This is a genomic window from Flagellimonas sp. MMG031, assembly GCF_040112705.1.
In the GTDB taxonomy this organism is placed as follows: Bacteria; Bacteroidota; Bacteroidia; order Flavobacteriales; family Flavobacteriaceae; genus Flagellimonas.
Window position 1 is genome coordinate 3643590 of the sequence record NZ_CP157804.1, and the last position, 18298, is coordinate 3661887.

Genomic DNA, 18298 nt, shown 5'->3' on the forward strand with positions numbered 1-18298 from the left:
TTATATTTTAATAGATTAGTAAAAATAGAATGTTAAAATTACGAAAAAGCACGACCATTAACAATTCCCGATAGGTATTTGTGTTCTTCTTAACACTCAAAAAGAAGTGGTTCGCCAATTGCTAATCCAGTTGGTAGAGCAACTTGTAATATTCGTCCACGGACTTCTGCCAAGTAAACCTTTTTCTTCGTGCTGCGGCCTGTATTTTTTTCCAAGTTGGCTTATCGTTGGCAAAAACATCCAAGGCCACGTCGAAGGTCTCCAGCATGTTGGTAATTTTCTCATCATACGTGTCACCATCAAAACTAAAACCTGTTTTCATGTGCTCCACGGTATCCTTTAATCCTCCCGTATGGTGTACCAAACAAGGGTTTCCATTTCTCATGGCCAACATTTGACTAATGCCACAGGGCTCAAACAAGCTGGGCATAAAGTAAAGATCGGATTCCAAATACATCGAATCGATCAATTTTTCGGATTGGCCATTGGTAAAGATAAAATTCTTATGCTCGTAGCTCAGTTTCCTGAAGAGCTCCTCATACTCCGGTGCGCCCGTACCCAATAACATAAATATGCCATCCACTTTTTCGAGTCGCTTCAAAATTTCCACAAAGGCCTCTGGCGATCGCATAAAAAAGTAAAACTTCTGCTCCGTCAATCGTGCAACACTGGAAGCAATAAATTTGGGGCGTTCGTCCACAAAGGCCATAATCTTTTCACCAGTATGGGCCAAGAAATCCGCTTTGTACTTTTTGGACTCTTCCTGCAACCACATAAAAAGTGCCTTTACCGTGTTCCGATAAATATTGCCTTTCTTTTCCTTATTGATGTTCTTGTAGTTGCAGCCATTTAAAATACCGAACAAACGGCCTTCCTCGTCCGCTTTCTGTAAATCCTTTTCCAAGGCCTCTCCCCCGATAAACTCTGGCGGGGAACTCGGTTTCAGAACATCCTCTTTGTATGATGGCGATACGGTGTGAACGGCATCGGCAAAGCGGATGCCCACGGCCATAAGGTTGATACAATCCTGATACCTGTGGTCCATCAACTTTTGATAGTCCAAAGGCACATTGGGGAACCAATTCCTTACGGAGGAATAGTTACCATCGAACGGACGGATACCCTGAATGGCGAGGTTGTGGATGCTATACACAATCCTGATGTCCTTTAAATTGGTATATTCTGGATGATATTCCCTCAAAAACAACAATAAGCTTGCATGCCAATCGTGCAAGTGAACAATATCCACTTCTCCAAAAGCGCCCTGTTTGATAGCTTCAGCCACGGCAGTACAAAATATAAAGTATTTGATGGCGTCCGTATAGAATGGCTCTTCCGGGTCGTTATGATAGATGTGCGCGATATCACCTGCCTCGATCTCTGGATGATGCAATACGTAATGAAATATATTGGGGAATTCCTTTTTGGGCTTCACCTCGTACAGTTCGGCGGTGTAGGTCAAACCACGTAAGGTAAAATTCAACGTGGTCCTGGGCAATCCCCCATGATGCAATCGGGAGTAGGCTGGTACTACAACGTGTACCTTATCGCCCCGTTCAGAGATTTGCCTCGGTACATCGCGAACCACGTCGCCCATGCCACCTGCTTTGCAGTTGTCCAAAGCATCGTTTTCGGCGGCGACAAAAAGAAAGTTATTCATGCGGGAGAATTTGAATCGTAGATTAGTGAACCCTTAATTTAACCAAAGTTTGTTATTGAAACAAAAAAAAGCCTTTCCCAAATGGAAAAGGCTTTTTATATGCTAAATAATCGTTATGCTTATTTCACCTTAAAAGCTTTTTCCTGAGGGTAGTAGGCAATATCTCCCAACTCTTCCTCAATTCTGAGCAATTGGTTGTACTTGGCCATACGGTCGCTCCTTGAAGCGGAACCGGTTTTTATCTGTCCAGTGTTCAATGCTACGGCCAAATCGGCGATAGTGTTGTCCTCAGTTTCTCCAGATCGGTGCGACATTACAGAGGTATAACCTGCATTCTTCGCCATGTTCACAGCGGCGATGGTTTCGGTCAACGTTCCAATTTGGTTTACTTTGATCAAAATGGAATTTGCAATACCGTTTTCGATTCCACGGGACAAACGCTCTACATTGGTCACGAACAAGTCATCCCCTACCAACTGAACTTTATCACCGATTTTATCGGTCAACATTTTCCATCCTTCCCAATCATTTTCGTCCATTCCATCTTCAATGGAAATGATCGGATATTTTTCACATAGCTCGGCAAGATATTGGGCTTGTTCGGCCGAGGTCCTTACCACTCCTTTACTGCCTTCGAATTTGGTATAATCATAAGCGCCGTCCACATAAAATTCTGCAGAGGCACAATCCAATGCAATCATTACATCATCCCCTAATTTATAGCCAGCTTTCTCCACTGCTTTGGCAATGGTATCCAAGGCATCCTCGGTACCACCTTCCAAGGTTGGTGCAAAACCACCTTCATCTCCTACTGCAGTGCTCAAACCACGGTCGTGCAATACTTTTTTGAGGTTATGGAAGATTTCGGTCCCCATTTGCATGGCATGGCTGAAATCTTTTGCCTTTACTGGCATCACCATAAATTCTTGGAACGCAATGGGTGCATCCGAGTGGGAGCCACCATTGATAATGTTCATCATGGGAACGGGAAGTGTATTGGCACTTACGCCGCCCACATATCTATACAAAGGCATACCCAACTCATTGGCGGCGGCTTTGGCCACGGCCAAGGAAACGCCCAAAATGGCATTGGCCCCCAATTTTGATTTGTTTGGCGTACCATCCAACTCGATCATGGTCTGATCGATATAGTTTTGCTCAAATACCGATGTTCCGATCAATTCTTCGGCTATGATTGTATTGACGTTGTTGACTGCTTTGCCAACACCTTTACCCATAAAGGAAGCGCCACCATCACGTAACTCAACGGCTTCATGCTCTCCAGTAGAGGCTCCAGAAGGTACCGCGGCCCTTCCCACTATTCCATTTTCGGTTGTTACATCTACTTCTACGGTTGGATTTCCCCTGGAATCCAATATCTGTCTTGCATGAATGTTGATAATGATGCTCATTTTAAATCAATGTTTTAGTTGTGATTATTGGGCTAAGATACAAAAGGTCGCGTTTTTTACTTCAAGATATGGCTCACAAAACGCACTTAATTGCTTAAAAACAAAACTATAACGTTTTAGAGCTTGTTAAGAAATTTGTCAATTGTTTTCTTACGACCTTTTTTGCGCATTTTTTTGTTACATTTTTGAACCGTAACCACGGCTATGCTTAAAAATTGTGCCTCAAACTGCATCAAAAAATGGCCTGTAACAATTCCAATCACAAATTACTGAACAAACTCTTAGTTTTTTCTAGCCTTGATCAAATCAAAGAACTGGTCGAACAAATAGTCTGCATCGTGTGGACCCGGACTTGCTTCTGGGTGATATTGCACTGAAAACACATCCTTGTTCTTCATTTTGATTCCCGCCACTGTTTGATCGTTCAAATGGGTGTGGGTGATTTCCAATTCGGCATGTGCCTCGGTCTCTTCCCTATTTACGGCAAATCCATGGTTTTGGGAGGTGATTTCTCCTTTTCCCGTAATCAAATTGAGGATGGGGTGATTGATTCCCCTATGCCCGTTGTGCATTTTGTAGGTGGAAACTCCATTAGCCAAGGCCAAAACTTGATGTCCCAAACAAATTCCGAACAACGGTTTGTCCGACGCTATCATTTCCTTGGTCGCAGCCACTGCATCGGTTAACGGTTCTGGGTCACCAGGTCCGTTGGATATAAAATAACCATCTGGGTCAAACTCCTTCATTTCACTATAGGAAGTATTGTATGGGAACACTTTAATATAGGCTCCGCGTTTGGCCAGATTTCTCAGAATATTCTTTTTGATTCCGATATCCAAGGCGGATATCTTGATATCTGCGTTTTCGTCACCATAGAAATAGGGCTCTTTGGTGGATACTTTGGATGAGAGCTCCAAACCTTCCATACTGGGCACCTGCTTCAACTCTTCCTTCAAAGCATCGATCTCATCCACTCTGGTGGAGATCAAAGCGTTCATGGCCCCATTGTCCCTGATGTAGCTTACCAAAGCACGGGTATCCACATCGGAGATGGCCAATAGGTTGTTTTTGTCCAAAAATTCGAGCAGGCTCATATCGGCGCTGGGCCTTGAGTATTCATAGCTGAAATTTTTACAGATAAGGCCGGCAATCTTGACGGAATCGGATTCCACTTCATCCAAATGGGCGCCATAATTACCGATATGCGCATTGGTGGTCACCATCAACTGTCCATAATAGGATGGGTCAGTAAAAATCTCTTGGTAACCTGTCATTCCGGTATTGAAACATACCTCCCCGACTGCGGTTCCTTCTCTTCCTCCTACGGCTTTCCCATAAAAAATGGTTCCATCCGCCAACAAAATCAACGCTTTTTTCTTTGTGTGATACTTCATGTCGTGCTCTAGTTTCTGTTATGGCAAAAAAACATAAAAAAAGGATAAGTTCTCACTTATCCTTTTTCCTAAAATACAATAGTTAATAACATTCTTCTTATTCTTCAGAATCGTCAGTTTTGGTTTCAGCCGCTGGTGCCGGAGCTTCCGCTTTTTTGGCTCCTCCGCCTCTTCTGCTTCTTCTGGTGGATTTTTTCTTGGGCTTACCTGCGTTGTAAAGCTCGTTGAAATCTACCAACTCGATCATCGCCATATCAGCGTTATCTCCCAAACGGTTACCCAATTTAATGATTCTTGTGTAACCTCCCGGTCTGTCCCCGACTTTTTCGGCAACAGTGCTGAACAATTCCGTTACGGCCTCTTTGCTTCGCAAGTTACTAAAAACAACCCTTCTGTTGTGCGTACCCTTCTCGGTAGTCTGGTTGTTCTCGGTCTTTGCCTTGGTGATCAAGGGCTCTATGAACTGTTTTAACGCCTTGGCCTTTGCAACCGTGGTGTTGATTCTTTTATGCTCAATTAGGGAACATCCCATATTGGCCAACATTGCCTTTCTGTGGGCAGCTGTTCTTCCTAAGTGATTAAACTTCTTTCCGTGTCTCATCTTTCTAAGTTATCATCTTGCTACCAAATCCTGTTGTGCAGGAGAGCAAAATATGATTATTAATCTTTATCTAATTTGTATTTGGAAAGGTCCATACCAAATTGTAGGCCTTTGTTGATGACCAATTCTTCCAACTCGGTCAATGATTTTTTACCGAAGTTCCTGAACTTCATCAAATCGTTTTTGTTGAAGGAAACCAAATCTCCCAAAGTATCCACTTCGGCGGCTTTCAAACAGTTCAGTGCCCTTACGGACAAGTCCATATCCACCAATTTGGTCTTCAACAACTGACGCATGTGCAAGGATTCCTCATCGTAGGTCTCTGTTTGAGCGATTTCATCAGCCTCAAGGGTGATACGCTCATCGGAGAACAACATAAAGTGGTGAATCAAAACTTTGGCGGCCTCTGTCAAGGCATCCTTTGGATGAATGGAACCATCGGTGATGATTTCGAAGACCAATTTTTCGTAGTCGGTCTTTTGCTCCACCCTGTAGTTTTCGATGCTGTACTTTACGTTCTTAACGGGAGTGTAAACAGAATCTACAGCAATGCTGCCCAAAGGTGCATTGGATTTCTTGTTTTCTTCCGCTGGAACATAGCCACGACCTTTTTCGATAACGATTTCCATGTTGATGTTCACCTTGGGGTCCATGTTGCAGATTACCAAATCTGGGTTCAACACTTGGTATCCCGAAATGAACTTCTGGAAATCACCAGCGGTCATTTGTTCTTTTCCGCTAACGGAAATTGATACAGTCTCGCTTTCAACATCATCAATTTGTCTTTTAAACCTTACTTGTTTAAGGTTCAAAATGATTTCTGTTACGTCTTCTACAACGCCAGATATCACTGAAAATTCATGTTCAACTCCATCTATGCGCACAGAAGTGATGGCAAAACCTTCCAAGGAGGAAAGCAAAACCCTTCTCAGCGCATTCCCAACTGTTAATCCATAACCAGGCTCCAAAGGGCGGAATTCAAATTTCCCTTCGAAATCTGTTGAATCGATCATTATAACTTTATCGGGCTTCTGAAAATTAAGTAATGCCATAATTGGATTAATGTTGAATTCTTATTTAGAGTATAATTCGACGATCAGCTGCTCCTTGATATTCTCAGGGATCTGAAGTCTTTCTGGAACGGCAACAAAAGTACCTTCTTTCTTTTCAGAGTTCCATGTAATCCATTCGTAAACACTGCTGTTGTTAGCTAAAGAATCTACAATGGCTTGTACGGATTTTGATTTTTCCCTAACGCCAACAACATCGCCGGCCCTAAGGGAGTAGGAAGGAATGTTAACTACCTCTCCGTTTACGGTAATGTGACGATGCGATACCAATTGGCGCGCTCCTCTTCGGGATGGGGAAATTCCCATTCTAAATACTACGTTGTCCAAACGGGATTCGCACAATTGAAGCAAAACCTCACCGGTTACACCTTCTTTTCTCTTTGCTTCTGCGAAAAGGTTACGGAATTGCTTTTCCAAAATACCATAGGTGTATTTTGCTTTTTGCTTCTCCATCAACTGGATAGCGTATTCCGATTTTTTACCACGGCGTCTGTTGTTACCGTGTTGTCCTGGAGGGTAATTTTTCTTTTCGAATGACTTGTCGTCTCCGAAAATCGCTTCTCCAAATTTTCTAGCGATTTTTGTTTTTGGTCCTGTGTATCTTGCCATCTTCTGTTAATTTGAAAGTGCGATTATGAATTAAGGCTTATCCTTCGATAATCTAACTGCACCTTCGGGTGAAGACCCTTTTGGGGCCATTAAAACTATTTGTGATAATTAAACTCTTCTTCGTTTTGGTGGTCTACAACCGTTGTGTGGAAGTGGGGTCACATCGATGATCTCTGTTACCTCGATTCCTGAGTTGTGGATGGAACGGATTGCGGATTCCCTACCGTTACCTGGTCCTTTAACGTACACCTTTACTTTTCTCAGTCCTGCTTCGTGAGCAACTTTGGCACAATCCTCTGCAGCTACCTGGGCAGCGTAGGGAGTGTTCTTTTTAGAGCCTCGGAATCCCATTTTTCCAGCGGAAGACCATGAAATTACATCACCCTTCTTATTGGTAAGGGAGATAATGATGTTGTTGAAAGATGCAACTACATGCGCCTCTCCGGTAGCATCTACTACTACTTTGCGCTTCTTGGTTGTAGTTTTACTTGCTTTTGCCATATTTTTTAGTTTCTAGTGTTAGCTCTTAGTTATTGGAATCCTAGACTTTTACATTTCAAACAGATTCTTCTAACGTCTAAATACTAATGACTATGTTCTTATTATTTAGTTGCTTTTTTCTTGTTGGCAACTGTTTTTCTTTTTCCTTTTCTGGTCCTAGAGTTATTCTTGGTACGCTGACCTCTTAACGGCAATCCAGATCTGTGGCGAATTCCACGGTAACAACCGATATCCATCAATCGCTTGATGTTCATTGAGGTTTCTGAGCGAAGCTCCCCTTCAATCGTGTAAGCTCCAACGGCTTCCCTGATCTTTCCGATTTCATCATCGGTCCAGTCAGAAACCTTGGTATCTTCGCTTACTTGGGCTGCTGCCAAAATTTCTTGCGCCCTGCTTTTTCCTATTCCGAAGATGTAGGTCAGCGCAATAACGCCACGCTTTTGTTTAGGTATATCTACCCCTGCAATTCTTGCCATAATTACCCTTGTCTTTGTTTAAATCTAGGATTCTTTTTGTTGATTACATACAATCTGCCCTTTCTGCGAACAATCTTGCAGTCGGCACTTCTCTTCTTTATTGATGCTCTTACTTTCATGTAACTAGTATCTATACGTAATTCTTGCTTTTGTTAAATCGTATGGACTCATTTCCAACTTCACTTTGTCTCCTGGAAGCAACTTTATGTAGTGCATTCTCATTTTTCCGGAGATGTGTGCTGTTACCACGTGTCCGTTTTCCAATTCTACCCTGAACATTGCATTGGACAATGCTTCAATAATAGTCCCGTCTTGTTCTATTGCTGGCTGCTTTGCCATAAATTATGCTACTTTTCTGTTCTTTCCGGTTTTCATCAATCCGTCATAATGCCTGTTCAACAAATACGAATTAACTTGCTGTACTGTATCTATAGCTACACCGACCATAATCAACAGTGATGTACCTCCATAAAACAATGCCCATCCGGCCTGTACGTCCATCAGTTTTACCACAACAGCCGGCAATACGGCCAACAGCGCCAAAAAGATGGAACCGGGCAAGGTGATGAGCGACATGATTTTATCCAAGTAGTTGCCAGTTTCCTTTCCTGGGCGGATACCTGGAATAAATCCTCCACTTCTTTTCAAATCATCGGCCATTTTATTGGTAGGCACGGTAATCGCTGTGTAGAAGTAGGTGAATATGATGATCAATACCGCGAAAAGGATATTGTACGCCAGTCCAAAGATATCAGCAAACTGTACTTCCATCCACTGTCCGGCAGCGGTATCATTAAATGTTCTACCTATTAAACTTGGTGCAAACATAATCGCTTGTGCAAAGATGATGGGCATTACTCCAGATGCATTCAGTTTTAGCGGAATGTACTGTCGTGCTCCCATTACGTTCTTTTCGTATCCGCCAGAGGCTGTTCTTCTAGCGTACTGCACTGGAATCTGTCTCACCGCCATTGTCAAATACACACTGGCCAAGATGACCAAGAACCAAATGATGACCTCGATCAACATGAACATGATTCCACCTGTATTATTGGTCGTTCTAGAAACAAATTCCTGAGTAAATGCCTGTGGCAATGTTGCGATGATACCCACCATAATCAAAAGGGAGATACCGTTACCGATTCCCTTATCGGTGATTTTTTCACCCAACCACATGGCAAACACACATCCTGTTACCAATATGATAACTGCTGGAACGATAAAATCCAAACCTTTGCCCAAAACAAATGCACTGTCAGGCACACCTAGGGCACCAAGACCGTACAAATAAGCGGGCGCTTGAACAATACAGATACCGATGGTCAACCAACGGGTAATCTGATTGATGGTTTTTCTTCCACTTTCCCCTTCCTTTTGGAGTTTTTGAAGATAAGGAATCGCAATTCCCATCAACTGCACCACAATGGAGGCGGAGATGTAGGGCATAATACCCAAAGCGAATACCGAAGCATTTGCAAAGGCTCCCCCTGTAAAAGCATTCAGAATACCCAAGATACCATTTTCAGTGTTCGAGGATAATTCCGCCAACTGGGCGGTATCAATACCGGGAAGGACTACTTGGGCACCGAATCGGTATACCAACAACAGCCCCAAGGTTACGATGATACGTTGTCTCAGTTCATCAATCTTCCAGATATTTGATATGGTCTCAATAAATTTCTTCATGCTGCAATGTCTTATAAACTTATCGCCTCACCTCCTGCTGACTCGATGGCAGCTTTGGCGGAAGCGGTAAATTTATGTACGGATACTTTTAGGGAGGCTTTCAATTCGCCATCGCCCAATATCTTTACCAAATCGTTTTTGTGGGCCAAACCGTTGTCCATTAGTGTTTGCAAGGTAACCTCGTTTTTCACGGCTCCTTTGTCCACCAATTCCTGTAGTTTGCCCAAATTGACTCCTGTGTACTCTTTTCTGTTCCTGTTATTGAAACCGAATTTGGGTACACGTCTTTGCAATGGCATCTGACCACCTTCGAAACCAATCTTTTTGGAATATCCAGATCTAGACTTGGCTCCTTTGTGCCCACGGGTAGCAGTTCCTCCTTTACCGGAACCTTCTCCTCGTCCTACACGTTTTCCTTCTTTGTGCACAGCGCCATCCGCTGGTTTAAGATTATTCAAATCCATGTGCCTTTATATTTTAAGCTTCCTCTGTGGAAACCAAGTGTTTTACCTTATTTACCATTCCAAGGATACTGGGAGTCGCTTCGTGCTCAACTACCTGTCCGATTTTTTTCAATCCAAGAGCTTCCAAGGTCCTTTTTTGGTCCTGTGGTTTTTTGATACCGCTCTTTACTTGCTTTACTTTTATCTTTGACATAATATCCTCTATTTATCCTTTAAAGACTTTTTCCAAAGAAACTCCTCTTTGTTTTGCCACAGTATCGGCACTTCTCAATTGCAACAAGGCGTCAAAAGTAGCTTTTACCACATTGTGCGGGTTAGAAGAACCTTGGGACTTGGACAATACATCCTGAACACCCACGGCTTCCAATACGGCCCTTACGGCACCACCGGCGATAACCCCGGTACCATGGGATGCAGGCTTAATGTATACCCGTGCACCACCGAACTTTCCTTTTTGCTCGTGAGGCAGGGTAGCCTTGTTCAATGGAATGCGAACCAAGTTCTTTTTGGCATCCTCGATGGCTTTGGCGATAGCCGTAGCAACTTCTTTGGATTTACCCAGACCATGTCCAACTACTCCGTTCTCGTCACCTACCACAACTATTGCTGAAAAACCAAAGGCTCTACCTCCTTTTGTTACCTTGGTAACCCTTTGCACTCCAACCAAACGGTCTTTCAACTCCAGTCCACCTGGCTTAACTATCTCTACGTTCTTGTAATTCTGGTACATAGTTTCTTAAAATTTTAGTCCGGCTTCCCTAGCTCCTTCAGCCAATGATTTTACTCTTCCGTGATATAGGTTTCCTCCCCTATCAAAAGCAACGGCGTCAACACCAAGCTTAAGGGCCTTTTCGGCTATGGCCTTGCCCACGTTTGTCGCGATTTCGGACTTGGTCCCTTTGGAATCGACATCTTTGTCCCTGGACGAAGCCGCCGCCAAAGTTACACCTTTATTGTCGTCAATCAACTGGGCGTATATTTCTTTATTGCTCCTGAAAACAGACAACCTTGGTCTTGCTTCAGTTCCGAAGGATACTTTGCGTATTCTTCTTCGGATGCGTAATTTCCTTTCAGTCTTAGATAATCCCATAGTCTTAATTATTAAGCTGATTTACCTGCTTTTCTTCTTAATTGCTCACCAACAAACTTCACACCTTTTCCTTTGTAAGGCTCTGGCTTACGGAAGGATCTGATTTTGGCAGCAACTTGGCCCACCAATTGTTTGTCATGAGACGTTAGTTTTACGATAGGGTTTTTCCCTTTTTCGGAGATGGTCTCAATTTTCACTTCTGGAGCGATGTCCAAAACGATGTTATGAGAAAATCCTAGGGCCAAATCCAATTTCTGTCCTTGGTTGCTGGCTCTGTAACCAACTCCAACCAATTCCAATTCCTTGGTCCAACCATTGGTCACACCTTCTACCATATTATTGATAAGAGCGCGGTATAACCCATGCTTTGCTTTGTGATTGTTATCATCGGAAGGTCTTTCCAAAACAACACTTCCGTCCTCGACTTTTACGTCAATTCCTGAAAACTCTTGTGTAAGCTCTCCCAATTTACCTTTTACAGTAACCAAGGAATCCTTCACTTCTACAGTGACTCCCTCAGGAATTTTAACTGGACTGTTACCTATTCTAGACATTTTTCTTCTCTTTTCTCAATTAATATACGTAGCACAATACCTCGCCACCTACGTTCTCTTGCTGGGCCTGCTTGCTCGTCATAACTCCGTGGGAAGTGGAAACGATGGCGATGCCCAATCCGTTCAATACCCTAGGCAAATCGTTAGAGCTTGAATACTTTCGCAGACCGGGCTTACTTACCCGCTGCAATTTTTTAATGATAGGCTCCTTGGTAAATTTATCGTACTTCAAGGCGATTTTGATATTGCCCTGTACTTCGTTTTCCTCGAACTTGTAGCTCAAAATATAGCCTTGATCGAACAATATTTTGGTAATCTGTCTCTTAAGATTGGAACCTGGGATATTTACAACCCTATGACCTGCCTTATTGGCATTTCTCAATCTGGTCAAATAATCTGAAATTGGATCTGTAAGCATTTCTTTTCTTTATCTAAATTACCAACTTGCCTTCTTAACACCGGGAATCAAGCCTTTGTTGGCCATTTCCCTGAACATTACCCTGGATATACCAAAAGTTCTCATGTATCCACGAGGTCTACCGGTCAATTTGCAACGGTTCCTCATGCGCACAGGAGAAGCATTCTTTGGCAACTTTTGCAAAGCCTCATAATCTCCCGCTTCCTTTAGCGCCTTTCTTTTCTCGGCGTATTTTTCTACCATTTTAGCCCTTTTTCTTTCGCGGGCTTTCATTGATTCCTTGGCCATACTAGTTCTTTTTAAAGGGTATTCCCAGTTCGGTTAACAATGATTTTGCTTCTTTATCAGTCTCAGCTGTGGTAACGAACGTAATGTCCATTCCGTTGATCCTGTTGATTCTGTCGATATTGATCTCAGGGAAGATGATTTGTTCGGTAACACCCAAATTGTAGTTACCTCTACCATCAAAACCAGTGGCTTTCACTCCGGAGAAATCACGTACCCTTGGAAGGGCAGTTGTGATCAATCTATCCAAAAACTCGTACATACGTTCTCCCCTAAGGGTCACTTTTGCACCAATTGGCATTCCTTTTCTCAATTTGAACGTGGCGACGTCTTTTTTGGAAAGGGTAGCTACCGCTTTCTGACCTGTTATGTTGGTCAACTCGTCAACGGCATGGTCGATAAGTTTTTTATCGGACACAGCAGCACCGACACCTCGGCTTACCACAATCTTTTGCAACTTAGGAACCTGCATTACGTTCTTGTAACCAAATTCTTCGGTCAGCGCCTTGATCACACGCTCTTTATATTCTTGCTTTAATCTTGGAATGTAACTCATGACTAAATTACTTCATTGGATTTTTTGGAAACACGCACTTTCTTTCCGTCCCTTACTTCGTACCCTACGCGAGTTGCCTCACCAGATTTTGGGTCGATCAAGGAAAGATTGGAAATGTGCATCGGAGCTTCCTTTTTTGTTATGCCTCCTTGAGGATTGTTCGCACTTGGCTTTTCGTGTTTGGACACCTCGTTGACGCCTTCCACGATAGCTTTGTTCTTTTCACGGTCTACACGAAGTACTTTACCTTCGCTGCCTTTGTGGTCTCCCGCAATGACTCTTACCGTATCCCCTGTTTTTATTTTCAACTTCATCTTTCTGATATTTCTGTTATAGCACTTCAGGCGCCAATGAAACAATCTTCATGAATTGTCTGTCCCTCAACTCTCTCGCAACAGGGCCAAACACACGGGTTCCTCTCATCTCCCCGGTTGGGTTCAACAACACGCATGCGTTATCGTCGAAACGGATGTAAGAACCATCAGGTCTTCTTACTTCTTTCTTGGTCCTTACAACAACCGCCGTAGAAACTGAACCTTTTTTTACAGTACCGTTTGGAGTAGCCTCTTTTACGGTAACAACAATTTTGTCACCTACGGAAGCGTATCTTCTTTTAGTTCCTCCTAGTACGCGGATGGTCAAAACTTCTTTTGCACCGGTATTGTCCGCAACCCTTAATCTTGATTCTTGCTGTACCATAATTATTTAGCTCTTTCTAGGATTTCTACCAACCTCCAGCATTTTGTTTTGCTCAATGGTCGTGTTTCCATTATTTTGACGGTATCACCTTCGTTGCAATCGTTCTTTTCGTCGTGCGCAACATATTTTTTGGTCTTCAAAACGAACTTCCCGTACATAGGGTGCTTCATTCGTTTTACCTCAGAAACCACTATCGATTTCTCCATTTTGTTGCTGGTAACAACGCCTATTCTTTCTTTTCTTAAATTTCTGTTTTCCATAAGGCAGAACCGATTATTGTAATTCCCTTTTAGTTAATTCAGTTGCAAGTCTTGCTACCGTCCTTCTAGTCTTTCTGATCTGTAAAGGATTTTCCAAAGGTGTAACAGCGTGCGCCATTTTAAGATCGGCATGTTGTTTTTTGAACTCTGCCAATCGCTCCTTTAGCTCTTCAATTGAAAGTTCTTTTATTTCTGATTGTCTCATCTTTCTTCTCAATTAAAAATTAGGCGGAATAATCCCTTGCTACGACAAACTTGGTCTTTACCGGTAACTTTTGCGCTGCAAGCCTCAAGGCTTCTTGTGCAACGTCCATGGGCACACCGGCAATTTCGAACATGATACGACCAGGTTTAACCACGGCCACCCAATATTCCGGAGCTCCTTTACCTTTACCCATACGTACCTCAAGAGGCTTTTTGGTGATAGGCTTGTCCGGGAATATTTTGATCCACAACTGACCTTGTCTCTTCATGTATCTTGTCGCAGCGATACGTGCAGCCTCGATTTGACGGGAAGTAATGAAGTGAGAATCCAAGGACTTGATACCGAACATTCCATTGGAAAGTTGGTGGCCTCTTTGGGAAATTCCCTTCATACGCCCTTTCTGGGCCTTACGAAATTTTGTTCTTTTTGGCTGTAACATCTTACCTTACTTTATCTTAATTACTTTCTACGACGAGGTTTCTTGTTCTCCTTGCCGCCTTTTCCTTGACTCTTGCTCAATCCTACCAATGGGGAAAGTTCTCTTTTTCCGTAAACCTCTCCTTTCATGATCCACACCTTAACACCCAATCTTCCGTAGGTAGTGTGAGCCTCGTGCAATGCATAATCTACATCGGCACGGAAAGTGGACAATGGAATCCTTCCTTCTTTGTAAGATTCGGAACGTGCCATTTCAGCACCGTTCAAACGTCCGGAAATCTGAATCTTGATACCTTCGGCATTCATACGCATTGCTGCTGCAATGGCCATTTTAATGGCTCTTCTGTATGAAATCCTGCTCTCAATCTGTCTTGCTACACTCGCAGCAACCAAATTGGCATCAAGCTCAGGTCTCTTGATCTCGTGAATATTGATTTGGACCTCTTTGTTGGTGATTTTCTTAAGCTCTTCCTTAAGCTTATCAACCTCTTGTCCTCCCTTACCAATAATGATACCTGGCCTTGCGGTGGTAATGGTAATGGTAATCAATTTCAAGGTTCTTTCTATAATCACCCTAGATACACTGGCTTTGGCCAAACGTGCATAAAGGTACTTTCTGATCTTATCGTCTTCAGCCAGTTTATCGCCATAATCATTTCCTCCGTACCAGTTGGATTCCCATCCTCTGATAATTCCTAAGCGATTTCCTATTGGATTGGTCTTCTGTCCCATATTATTCTTCTAGCTTTGAACGTTGTTATTGGCCTCCAAAATCATAGTAACATGATTGGAACGCTTTCTGATTCTATGTGCCCTACCTTGTGGAGCTGGTCTTAGTCTTTTCAACATAGTTCCTCCATCAACACGGATTTCCTTGATGTAAAGATCGGCAGCTTCGATATCAGCACCCTCATTTTTGGCTTCCCAATTGGCAATTGCAGAAAGCAAAAGTTTTTCCAATTTTCTAGAAGCTTCCTTTGGGTTAAATCTTAGGGTAGCCAAAGCCAACTCAACCTGCTTACCTCTTACCAAGTCAGCGACCAAACGCATCTTTCTTGGAGAGGTTGGGCAATTGTTAAGCTTTGCAATAGCAAGTTGCTTTTTCTCTTCTTTTAACCTTTCGGCCATTTCTCTTTTACGAACTCCCATAGCTTACTTACTTTTTACCTTTGTTTTTAGCTCCTGCATGACCCCTGAAAGATCTTGTAGGTGAAAATTCCCCAAGTTTGTGACCCACCATGTTTTCAGTAACAAAAACAGGGACAAATTGTCTACCGTTATGCACCGCGATGGTCTGCCCAACAAAGTCTGGCGTTATCATAGAGGCTCTAGACCACGTTTTGATAACTGATTTCTTACCTGATTCTATATTGGCCTGGACTTTTTTCTCCAAGCTATAATGAACGTATGGTCCTTTTTTTAACGAACGTGCCATTTACTTTTCTTTTATTTCTTTCTACGTTCTACGATATACTTATTGGTGTCCTTGGTTCTAGAACGGGTTCTGAATCCTTTTGCAGGAATACCGTTTCTAGATCTTGGGTGACCTCCGGAAGCTCTACCTTCACCACCTCCCATTGGGTGATCAACAGGGTTCATTGCTACTGGTCTGGTTCTTGGTCTTCTACCCAACCATCTGCTTCTACCAGCTTTACCGCTAACAAGCAATTGATGGTCTGAGTTGGATACCGCACCAATGGTCGCCAAGCATGTAGCCAACACCATTCTGGATTCACCAGAAGGCAATTTCATGGTCACAAACTTTCCGTCTTTCGCCATCAACTGGGCAAAAGTACCGGCACTACGAGCCATGATAGCTCCTTGACCCGGTCTCAATTCGATACAGGACACAATGGTACCCAAAGGAATTTCGCTCAACGGAAGCGCATTTCCAATTTCAGGAGCAGATCCAGTTCCAGACTGAATGGTCTGGCCTACCTGCAATCCGTTTTGGGCAACCACATATCTTTTTTCACCATCCTTGTACTCTACCAAGGCGATAAATGCAGTTCTGTTGGGATCATACTGAATGGAAACCACAGTGGCCTCTACACCTTGCTTGTCCCTTTTGAAATCGATGATTCGATATCTTCTTTTGTGACCACCACCCTTATGGCGCATGGTCATTTTTCCTTGACTGTTCCTACCACCCGTCTTTTTTATCGGAGCAAGCAAGCTTTTCTCCGGCTTATCAGTAGTAATCGCGTCAAATCCGTTTACTACTCTAAAACGCTGACCAGGGGTTATCGGTTTTAATTTTCTAACTGACATTTCTCGTCTTTATAGATTACTGTAAAAATCAATAATATCACCTTCAGCTACATCAACGATCGCTTTTTTCAAAGCATTCGTTTTACCATGCTGAATACCGGTTTTTGTATAACGACTCTTACGGTTTGGCCCATAGTTCATGGTTCTTACCTTTTCCACAGAAACACCATAAGTAGCCTCTACCGCTTCTTTGATTTCAAGCTTGTTGGCACTAGGGTTTACATAGAAACCATAGCGATTGAAAAGCTCGCTGTCAGCGGTCATTTTTTCCGTAATTATCGGTTTTATCAACACACTCATGATTGTTCTATTTCTTTAGGTTCGATTCAATTCCTTCCAAAGCGCTTTCGGTCAACACCAAACTTGTTGCATTAACAATTTTGTAAGTGTTTAATTCTGAACCAGTTACGACTTCGGAGCGGTCCAAATTGCGCGACGACAAATATACGTTATTATTTGTACCGCCCAACACAATAAGAGACTTTTTATTTTCTATTCCCAAGGAAGACAAGAATTTAACGAAGTCCTTGGTTTTTGGCGCTTCAAAATTGAAGTCTTCCACAACCACCAAAGATTGCTCTTTGGACTTCAAGCTCAAGGCCGATTTTCTGGCCAATCGCTTCATGTTCTTGTTCAACTTTTGGGTGTAGTCCTTTGGTCTTGGACCAAAAATTCTACCTCCCCCTCTAAATACAGGGGATTTGATACTACCGGCCCTTGCGGTACCTGTACCTTTTTGTTTTTTGATTTTTCTGGTACTACCAGCGATCTCCGCTCTTTCTTTGGCCTTGTGCGTTCCTTGCCTTTGGTGGGCCAAGTATTGCTTTACATCCAAATAGATAGCGTGCTCATTAGGCTCTATCGCAAAAACATCGTCAGAAAGCTCTACTTTCCTACCTGTTTCTTTTCCTGTGATATCTAAAACTGCTACCTTCATTATTGCCACCTTTGAATTGTTACGTAAGCATTCTTGTGACCTGGAACACATCCTTTTACTACCAAAAGATTTTTCTCAGGAACCACTTTCAATACTTTCAAGTTTTGAACTGTCACTCTTTCACCACCCATTCTTCCGGCCATACGAAGACCTTTAACTACTTTGGATGGGTAAGAAGCCGCACCGATGGAACCAGGGGCCCTCAATCTGTTGTGCTGACCGTGGGTTGCTTGTCCAACTCCACCGAAACCATGACGTTTTACAACACCCTGGAATCCTTTACCTTTTGATGTACCAACTACATCAACAAACTCTCCTTCTACAAACAAATCAACACCTACGGTATCCCCTAATTTGTATTCACCTTCAAACCCTTGGAACTCAACGACTTTCTTTTTAGGAGAAGTACCTGCTTTTTTGTAGTGGCCTGTTTCGGCCTTGTTAGCACGTTTTTCTGCCTTGTCATCGAAACCTAGTTGAAGGGCTTTGTACCCGTCTACCTCTTCGGTTCTGACTTGGGTAACCACGCATGGCCCAGCTTCCAATACGGTACATGGAACGTTCTTTCCATTCTCGTCGAAAATGCTGGTCATACCGATTTTCTTACCTATTAACCCAGACATATTTAATTAATTAACAATTATTTACTTTTTATAACTCTAGCCAATTTCTTGGCAAAAAAATTGGGTCAAGAAAACAATTCTGCTCTGAC

At 42.9% G+C, this 18298-nt stretch carries 31 protein-coding genes; all 31 read right to left on the reverse strand.

Going from position 1 to position 18298, the window contains the following annotated elements:
* Window positions 1-121 precede the first annotated feature (121 nt).
* Window positions 122-1660: a glycogen/starch synthase gene (locus ABNE31_RS16565; RefSeq protein WP_293290644.1), complete on the reverse strand. Its 1539-nt coding sequence runs from the start codon at window positions 1658-1660 to the stop codon at window positions 122-124.
* 119 nt (window positions 1661-1779) lie between these two features.
* Window positions 1780-3072 carry a phosphopyruvate hydratase gene (eno, locus tag ABNE31_RS16570; protein ID WP_306014505.1) on the reverse strand — a complete coding sequence of 431 codons (1293 nt, stop codon included), beginning with the start codon at window positions 3070-3072 and terminating at the stop codon, window positions 1780-1782.
* Window positions 3073-3353: 281 nt separating this feature from the next.
* On the reverse strand, window positions 3354-4466 hold the full coding sequence (gene carA, locus ABNE31_RS16575) for a glutamine-hydrolyzing carbamoyl-phosphate synthase small subunit (protein WP_179384467.1): 1113 nt from the start codon (window positions 4464-4466) through the stop codon (window positions 3354-3356).
* A gap of 97 nt (window positions 4467-4563) precedes the next feature.
* Complete coding sequence (gene rplQ / locus ABNE31_RS16580; protein ID WP_127138705.1) at window positions 4564-5067, reverse strand: 50S ribosomal protein L17; 504 nt, start codon at window positions 5065-5067, stop codon at window positions 4564-4566.
* Between the two features lie 59 nt (window positions 5068-5126).
* Entirely contained in the window at window positions 5127-6119 is a 993-nt protein-coding gene (locus ABNE31_RS16585; RefSeq protein WP_179384469.1) for a DNA-directed RNA polymerase subunit alpha, read from the reverse strand.
* A gap of 21 nt (window positions 6120-6140) precedes the next feature.
* The gene (rpsD, locus tag ABNE31_RS16590) at window positions 6141-6746 is read right to left on the reverse strand and encodes a 30S ribosomal protein S4 (protein WP_179384470.1); all 606 of its coding nucleotides are present in this window, start codon (window positions 6744-6746) and stop codon (window positions 6141-6143) included.
* A 108-nt stretch (window positions 6747-6854) separates the two neighbouring features.
* Window positions 6855-7247, reverse strand: a complete 393-nt coding sequence (gene rpsK, locus ABNE31_RS16595) for a 30S ribosomal protein S11 (protein WP_179384471.1) — start codon at window positions 7245-7247, stop codon at window positions 6855-6857.
* A 101-nt stretch (window positions 7248-7348) separates the two neighbouring features.
* On the reverse strand, window positions 7349-7723 hold the full coding sequence (gene rpsM, locus ABNE31_RS16600) for a 30S ribosomal protein S13 (protein WP_127140073.1): 375 nt from the start codon (window positions 7721-7723) through the stop codon (window positions 7349-7351).
* 2 nt (window positions 7724-7725) lie between these two features.
* Window positions 7726-7842 carry a type B 50S ribosomal protein L36 gene (ykgO, locus tag ABNE31_RS16605; RefSeq protein WP_010519235.1) on the reverse strand — a complete coding sequence of 39 codons (117 nt, stop codon included), beginning with the start codon at window positions 7840-7842 and terminating at the stop codon, window positions 7726-7728.
* Between the two features lie 4 nt (window positions 7843-7846).
* Window positions 7847-8062, reverse strand: a complete 216-nt coding sequence (gene infA, locus ABNE31_RS16610; RefSeq protein WP_014031991.1) for a translation initiation factor IF-1 — start codon at window positions 8060-8062, stop codon at window positions 7847-7849.
* Between the two features lie 3 nt (window positions 8063-8065).
* Window positions 8066-9409, reverse strand: coding sequence for a preprotein translocase subunit SecY (gene secY, locus ABNE31_RS16615; protein ID WP_349351894.1), 1344 nt, complete (start codon window positions 9407-9409; stop codon window positions 8066-8068).
* 11 nt (window positions 9410-9420) lie between these two features.
* Window positions 9421-9873 (reverse strand): 50S ribosomal protein L15, encoded by a 453-nt coding sequence (gene rplO / locus ABNE31_RS16620; protein WP_127140075.1) that lies wholly within the window; start codon window positions 9871-9873, stop codon window positions 9421-9423.
* A 13-nt stretch (window positions 9874-9886) separates the two neighbouring features.
* Complete coding sequence (gene rpmD, locus ABNE31_RS16625) at window positions 9887-10066, reverse strand: 50S ribosomal protein L30 (protein ID WP_179384474.1); 180 nt, start codon at window positions 10064-10066, stop codon at window positions 9887-9889.
* A 12-nt stretch (window positions 10067-10078) separates the two neighbouring features.
* A complete protein-coding gene (rpsE, locus tag ABNE31_RS16630; protein ID WP_127140077.1) occupies window positions 10079-10603 on the reverse strand; it encodes a 30S ribosomal protein S5 in 525 nt (174 codons plus the stop codon).
* A 6-nt stretch (window positions 10604-10609) separates the two neighbouring features.
* Complete coding sequence (rplR, locus tag ABNE31_RS16635; RefSeq protein WP_179384475.1) at window positions 10610-10963, reverse strand: 50S ribosomal protein L18; 354 nt, start codon at window positions 10961-10963, stop codon at window positions 10610-10612.
* Window positions 10964-10974: 11 nt separating this feature from the next.
* Window positions 10975-11517 (reverse strand): 50S ribosomal protein L6, encoded by a 543-nt coding sequence (rplF, locus tag ABNE31_RS16640; protein ID WP_127140079.1) that lies wholly within the window; start codon window positions 11515-11517, stop codon window positions 10975-10977.
* 19 nt (window positions 11518-11536) lie between these two features.
* Window positions 11537-11935, reverse strand: a complete 399-nt coding sequence (gene rpsH, locus ABNE31_RS16645) for a 30S ribosomal protein S8 (RefSeq protein ID WP_127140080.1) — start codon at window positions 11933-11935, stop codon at window positions 11537-11539.
* Between the two features lie 18 nt (window positions 11936-11953).
* Window positions 11954-12223 (reverse strand): 30S ribosomal protein S14, encoded by a 270-nt coding sequence (rpsN, locus tag ABNE31_RS16650; protein WP_036379829.1) that lies wholly within the window; start codon window positions 12221-12223, stop codon window positions 11954-11956.
* 1 nt (window position 12224) lies between these two features.
* Window positions 12225-12776, reverse strand: coding sequence for a 50S ribosomal protein L5 (rplE, locus tag ABNE31_RS16655; protein ID WP_179384477.1), 552 nt, complete (start codon window positions 12774-12776; stop codon window positions 12225-12227).
* A gap of 2 nt (window positions 12777-12778) precedes the next feature.
* Window positions 12779-13090: a 50S ribosomal protein L24 gene (gene rplX, locus ABNE31_RS16660; protein WP_218847515.1), complete on the reverse strand. Its 312-nt coding sequence runs from the start codon at window positions 13088-13090 to the stop codon at window positions 12779-12781.
* A gap of 16 nt (window positions 13091-13106) precedes the next feature.
* Window positions 13107-13475 carry a 50S ribosomal protein L14 gene (rplN, locus tag ABNE31_RS16665; RefSeq protein WP_127140083.1) on the reverse strand — a complete coding sequence of 123 codons (369 nt, stop codon included), beginning with the start codon at window positions 13473-13475 and terminating at the stop codon, window positions 13107-13109.
* 2 nt (window positions 13476-13477) lie between these two features.
* Entirely contained in the window at window positions 13478-13735 is a 258-nt protein-coding gene (gene rpsQ, locus ABNE31_RS16670) for a 30S ribosomal protein S17 (RefSeq protein WP_100816200.1), read from the reverse strand.
* A 13-nt stretch (window positions 13736-13748) separates the two neighbouring features.
* The gene (rpmC, locus tag ABNE31_RS16675; RefSeq protein WP_014032004.1) at window positions 13749-13940 is read right to left on the reverse strand and encodes a 50S ribosomal protein L29; all 192 of its coding nucleotides are present in this window, start codon (window positions 13938-13940) and stop codon (window positions 13749-13751) included.
* 19 nt (window positions 13941-13959) lie between these two features.
* On the reverse strand, window positions 13960-14379 hold the full coding sequence (gene rplP, locus ABNE31_RS16680; RefSeq protein ID WP_127140084.1) for a 50S ribosomal protein L16: 420 nt from the start codon (window positions 14377-14379) through the stop codon (window positions 13960-13962).
* Between the two features lie 20 nt (window positions 14380-14399).
* Entirely contained in the window at window positions 14400-15110 is a 711-nt protein-coding gene (gene rpsC / locus ABNE31_RS16685) for a 30S ribosomal protein S3 (RefSeq protein WP_127140085.1), read from the reverse strand.
* A gap of 9 nt (window positions 15111-15119) precedes the next feature.
* On the reverse strand, window positions 15120-15527 hold the full coding sequence (gene rplV, locus ABNE31_RS16690; RefSeq protein ID WP_127140086.1) for a 50S ribosomal protein L22: 408 nt from the start codon (window positions 15525-15527) through the stop codon (window positions 15120-15122).
* 7 nt (window positions 15528-15534) lie between these two features.
* Window positions 15535-15813 carry a 30S ribosomal protein S19 gene (gene rpsS, locus ABNE31_RS16695; protein WP_127140087.1) on the reverse strand — a complete coding sequence of 93 codons (279 nt, stop codon included), beginning with the start codon at window positions 15811-15813 and terminating at the stop codon, window positions 15535-15537.
* A gap of 11 nt (window positions 15814-15824) precedes the next feature.
* On the reverse strand, window positions 15825-16649 hold the full coding sequence (gene rplB, locus ABNE31_RS16700) for a 50S ribosomal protein L2 (protein WP_127140088.1): 825 nt from the start codon (window positions 16647-16649) through the stop codon (window positions 15825-15827).
* 9 nt (window positions 16650-16658) lie between these two features.
* Complete coding sequence (rplW, locus tag ABNE31_RS16705; protein WP_179384478.1) at window positions 16659-16949, reverse strand: 50S ribosomal protein L23; 291 nt, start codon at window positions 16947-16949, stop codon at window positions 16659-16661.
* 7 nt (window positions 16950-16956) lie between these two features.
* Window positions 16957-17586: a 50S ribosomal protein L4 gene (rplD, locus tag ABNE31_RS16710; RefSeq protein ID WP_293282804.1), complete on the reverse strand. Its 630-nt coding sequence runs from the start codon at window positions 17584-17586 to the stop codon at window positions 16957-16959.
* Window positions 17586-18209, reverse strand: a complete 624-nt coding sequence (gene rplC / locus ABNE31_RS16715) for a 50S ribosomal protein L3 (protein WP_179384480.1) — start codon at window positions 18207-18209, stop codon at window positions 17586-17588. The genes rplD and rplC overlap by 1 nt, the downstream gene beginning before the upstream one ends.
* Window positions 18210-18298 lie beyond the last annotated feature (89 nt).

Bases quoted from the DNA above. Each gene is read 5' to 3' on its own strand.
- rpmD (WP_179384474.1), bottom strand. From the start codon at position 10,066: ATGTCAAAGATAAAAGTAAAGCAAGTAAAGAGCGGTATCAAAAAACCA.
- ABNE31_RS16585 (WP_179384469.1), bottom strand. From the start codon at position 6,119: ATGGCATTACTTAATTTTCAGAAGCCCGATAAAGTTATAATGATCGAT.
- rpsN (WP_036379829.1), bottom strand. From the start codon at position 12,223: ATGGCCAAGGAATCAATGAAAGCCCGCGAAAGAAAAAGGGCTAAAATG.
- rplC (WP_179384480.1), bottom strand. From the start codon at position 18,209: ATGTCTGGGTTAATAGGTAAGAAAATCGGTATGACCAGCATTTTCGAC.
- rplE (WP_179384477.1), bottom strand. From the start codon at position 12,776: ATGAGTTACATTCCAAGATTAAAGCAAGAATATAAAGAGCGTGTGATC.
- rplO (WP_127140075.1), bottom strand. From the start codon at position 9,873: ATGGATTTGAATAATCTTAAACCAGCGGATGGCGCTGTGCACAAAGAA.
- rplQ (WP_127138705.1), bottom strand. From the start codon at position 5,067: ATGAGACACGGAAAGAAGTTTAATCACTTAGGAAGAACAGCTGCCCAC.
- rplV (WP_127140086.1), bottom strand. From the start codon at position 15,527: ATGGGAGTTCGTAAAAGAGAAATGGCCGAAAGGTTAAAAGAAGAGAAA.
- rplN (WP_127140083.1), bottom strand. From the start codon at position 13,475: ATGGTACAGCAAGAATCAAGATTAAGGGTTGCGGACAATACCGGTGCA.
- secY (WP_349351894.1), bottom strand. From the start codon at position 9,409: ATGAAGAAATTTATTGAGACCATATCAAATATCTGGAAGATTGATGAA.
- rplD (WP_293282804.1), bottom strand. From the start codon at position 17,586: ATGAAGGTAGCAGTTTTAGATATCACAGGAAAAGAAACAGGTAGGAAA.
- ykgO (WP_010519235.1), bottom strand. From the start codon at position 7,842: ATGAAAGTAAGAGCATCAATAAAGAAGAGAAGTGCCGACTGCAAGATT.
- rplW (WP_179384478.1), bottom strand. From the start codon at position 16,949: ATGAGTGTGTTGATAAAACCGATAATTACGGAAAAAATGACCGCTGAC.
- rpsE (WP_127140077.1), bottom strand. From the start codon at position 10,603: ATGTACCAGAATTACAAGAACGTAGAGATAGTTAAGCCAGGTGGACTG.
- infA (WP_014031991.1), bottom strand. From the start codon at position 8,062: ATGGCAAAGCAGCCAGCAATAGAACAAGACGGGACTATTATTGAAGCA.
- rplF (WP_127140079.1), bottom strand. From the start codon at position 11,517: ATGTCTAGAATAGGTAACAGTCCAGTTAAAATTCCTGAGGGAGTCACT.
- rpsS (WP_127140087.1), bottom strand. From the start codon at position 15,813: ATGGCACGTTCGTTAAAAAAAGGACCATACGTTCATTATAGCTTGGAG.
- rpsQ (WP_100816200.1), bottom strand. From the start codon at position 13,735: ATGGAAAACAGAAATTTAAGAAAAGAAAGAATAGGCGTTGTTACCAGC.
- rpsD (WP_179384470.1), bottom strand. From the start codon at position 6,746: ATGGCAAGATACACAGGACCAAAAACAAAAATCGCTAGAAAATTTGGA.
- rplX (WP_218847515.1), bottom strand. From the start codon at position 13,090: ATGAAGTTGAAAATAAAAACAGGGGATACGGTAAGAGTCATTGCGGGA.
- rplR (WP_179384475.1), bottom strand. From the start codon at position 10,963: ATGGGATTATCTAAGACTGAAAGGAAATTACGCATCCGAAGAAGAATA.
- carA (WP_179384467.1), bottom strand. From the start codon at position 4,466: ATGAAGTATCACACAAAGAAAAAAGCGTTGATTTTGTTGGCGGATGGA.
- rplP (WP_127140084.1), bottom strand. From the start codon at position 14,379: ATGTTACAGCCAAAAAGAACAAAATTTCGTAAGGCCCAGAAAGGGCGT.
- rpsK (WP_179384471.1), bottom strand. From the start codon at position 7,247: ATGGCAAAAGCAAGTAAAACTACAACCAAGAAGCGCAAAGTAGTAGTA.
- rpsM (WP_127140073.1), bottom strand. From the start codon at position 7,723: ATGGCAAGAATTGCAGGGGTAGATATACCTAAACAAAAGCGTGGCGTT.
- rpmC (WP_014032004.1), bottom strand. From the start codon at position 13,940: ATGAGACAATCAGAAATAAAAGAACTTTCAATTGAAGAGCTAAAGGAG.
- eno (WP_306014505.1), bottom strand. From the start codon at position 3,072: ATGAGCATCATTATCAACATTCATGCAAGACAGATATTGGATTCCAGG.
- rplB (WP_127140088.1), bottom strand. From the start codon at position 16,649: ATGTCAGTTAGAAAATTAAAACCGATAACCCCTGGTCAGCGTTTTAGA.
- rpsC (WP_127140085.1), bottom strand. From the start codon at position 15,110: ATGGGACAGAAGACCAATCCAATAGGAAATCGCTTAGGAATTATCAGA.
- rpsH (WP_127140080.1), bottom strand. From the start codon at position 11,935: ATGCTTACAGATCCAATTTCAGATTATTTGACCAGATTGAGAAATGCC.
- ABNE31_RS16565 (WP_293290644.1), bottom strand. From the start codon at position 1,660: ATGAATAACTTTCTTTTTGTCGCCGCCGAAAACGATGCTTTGGACAAC.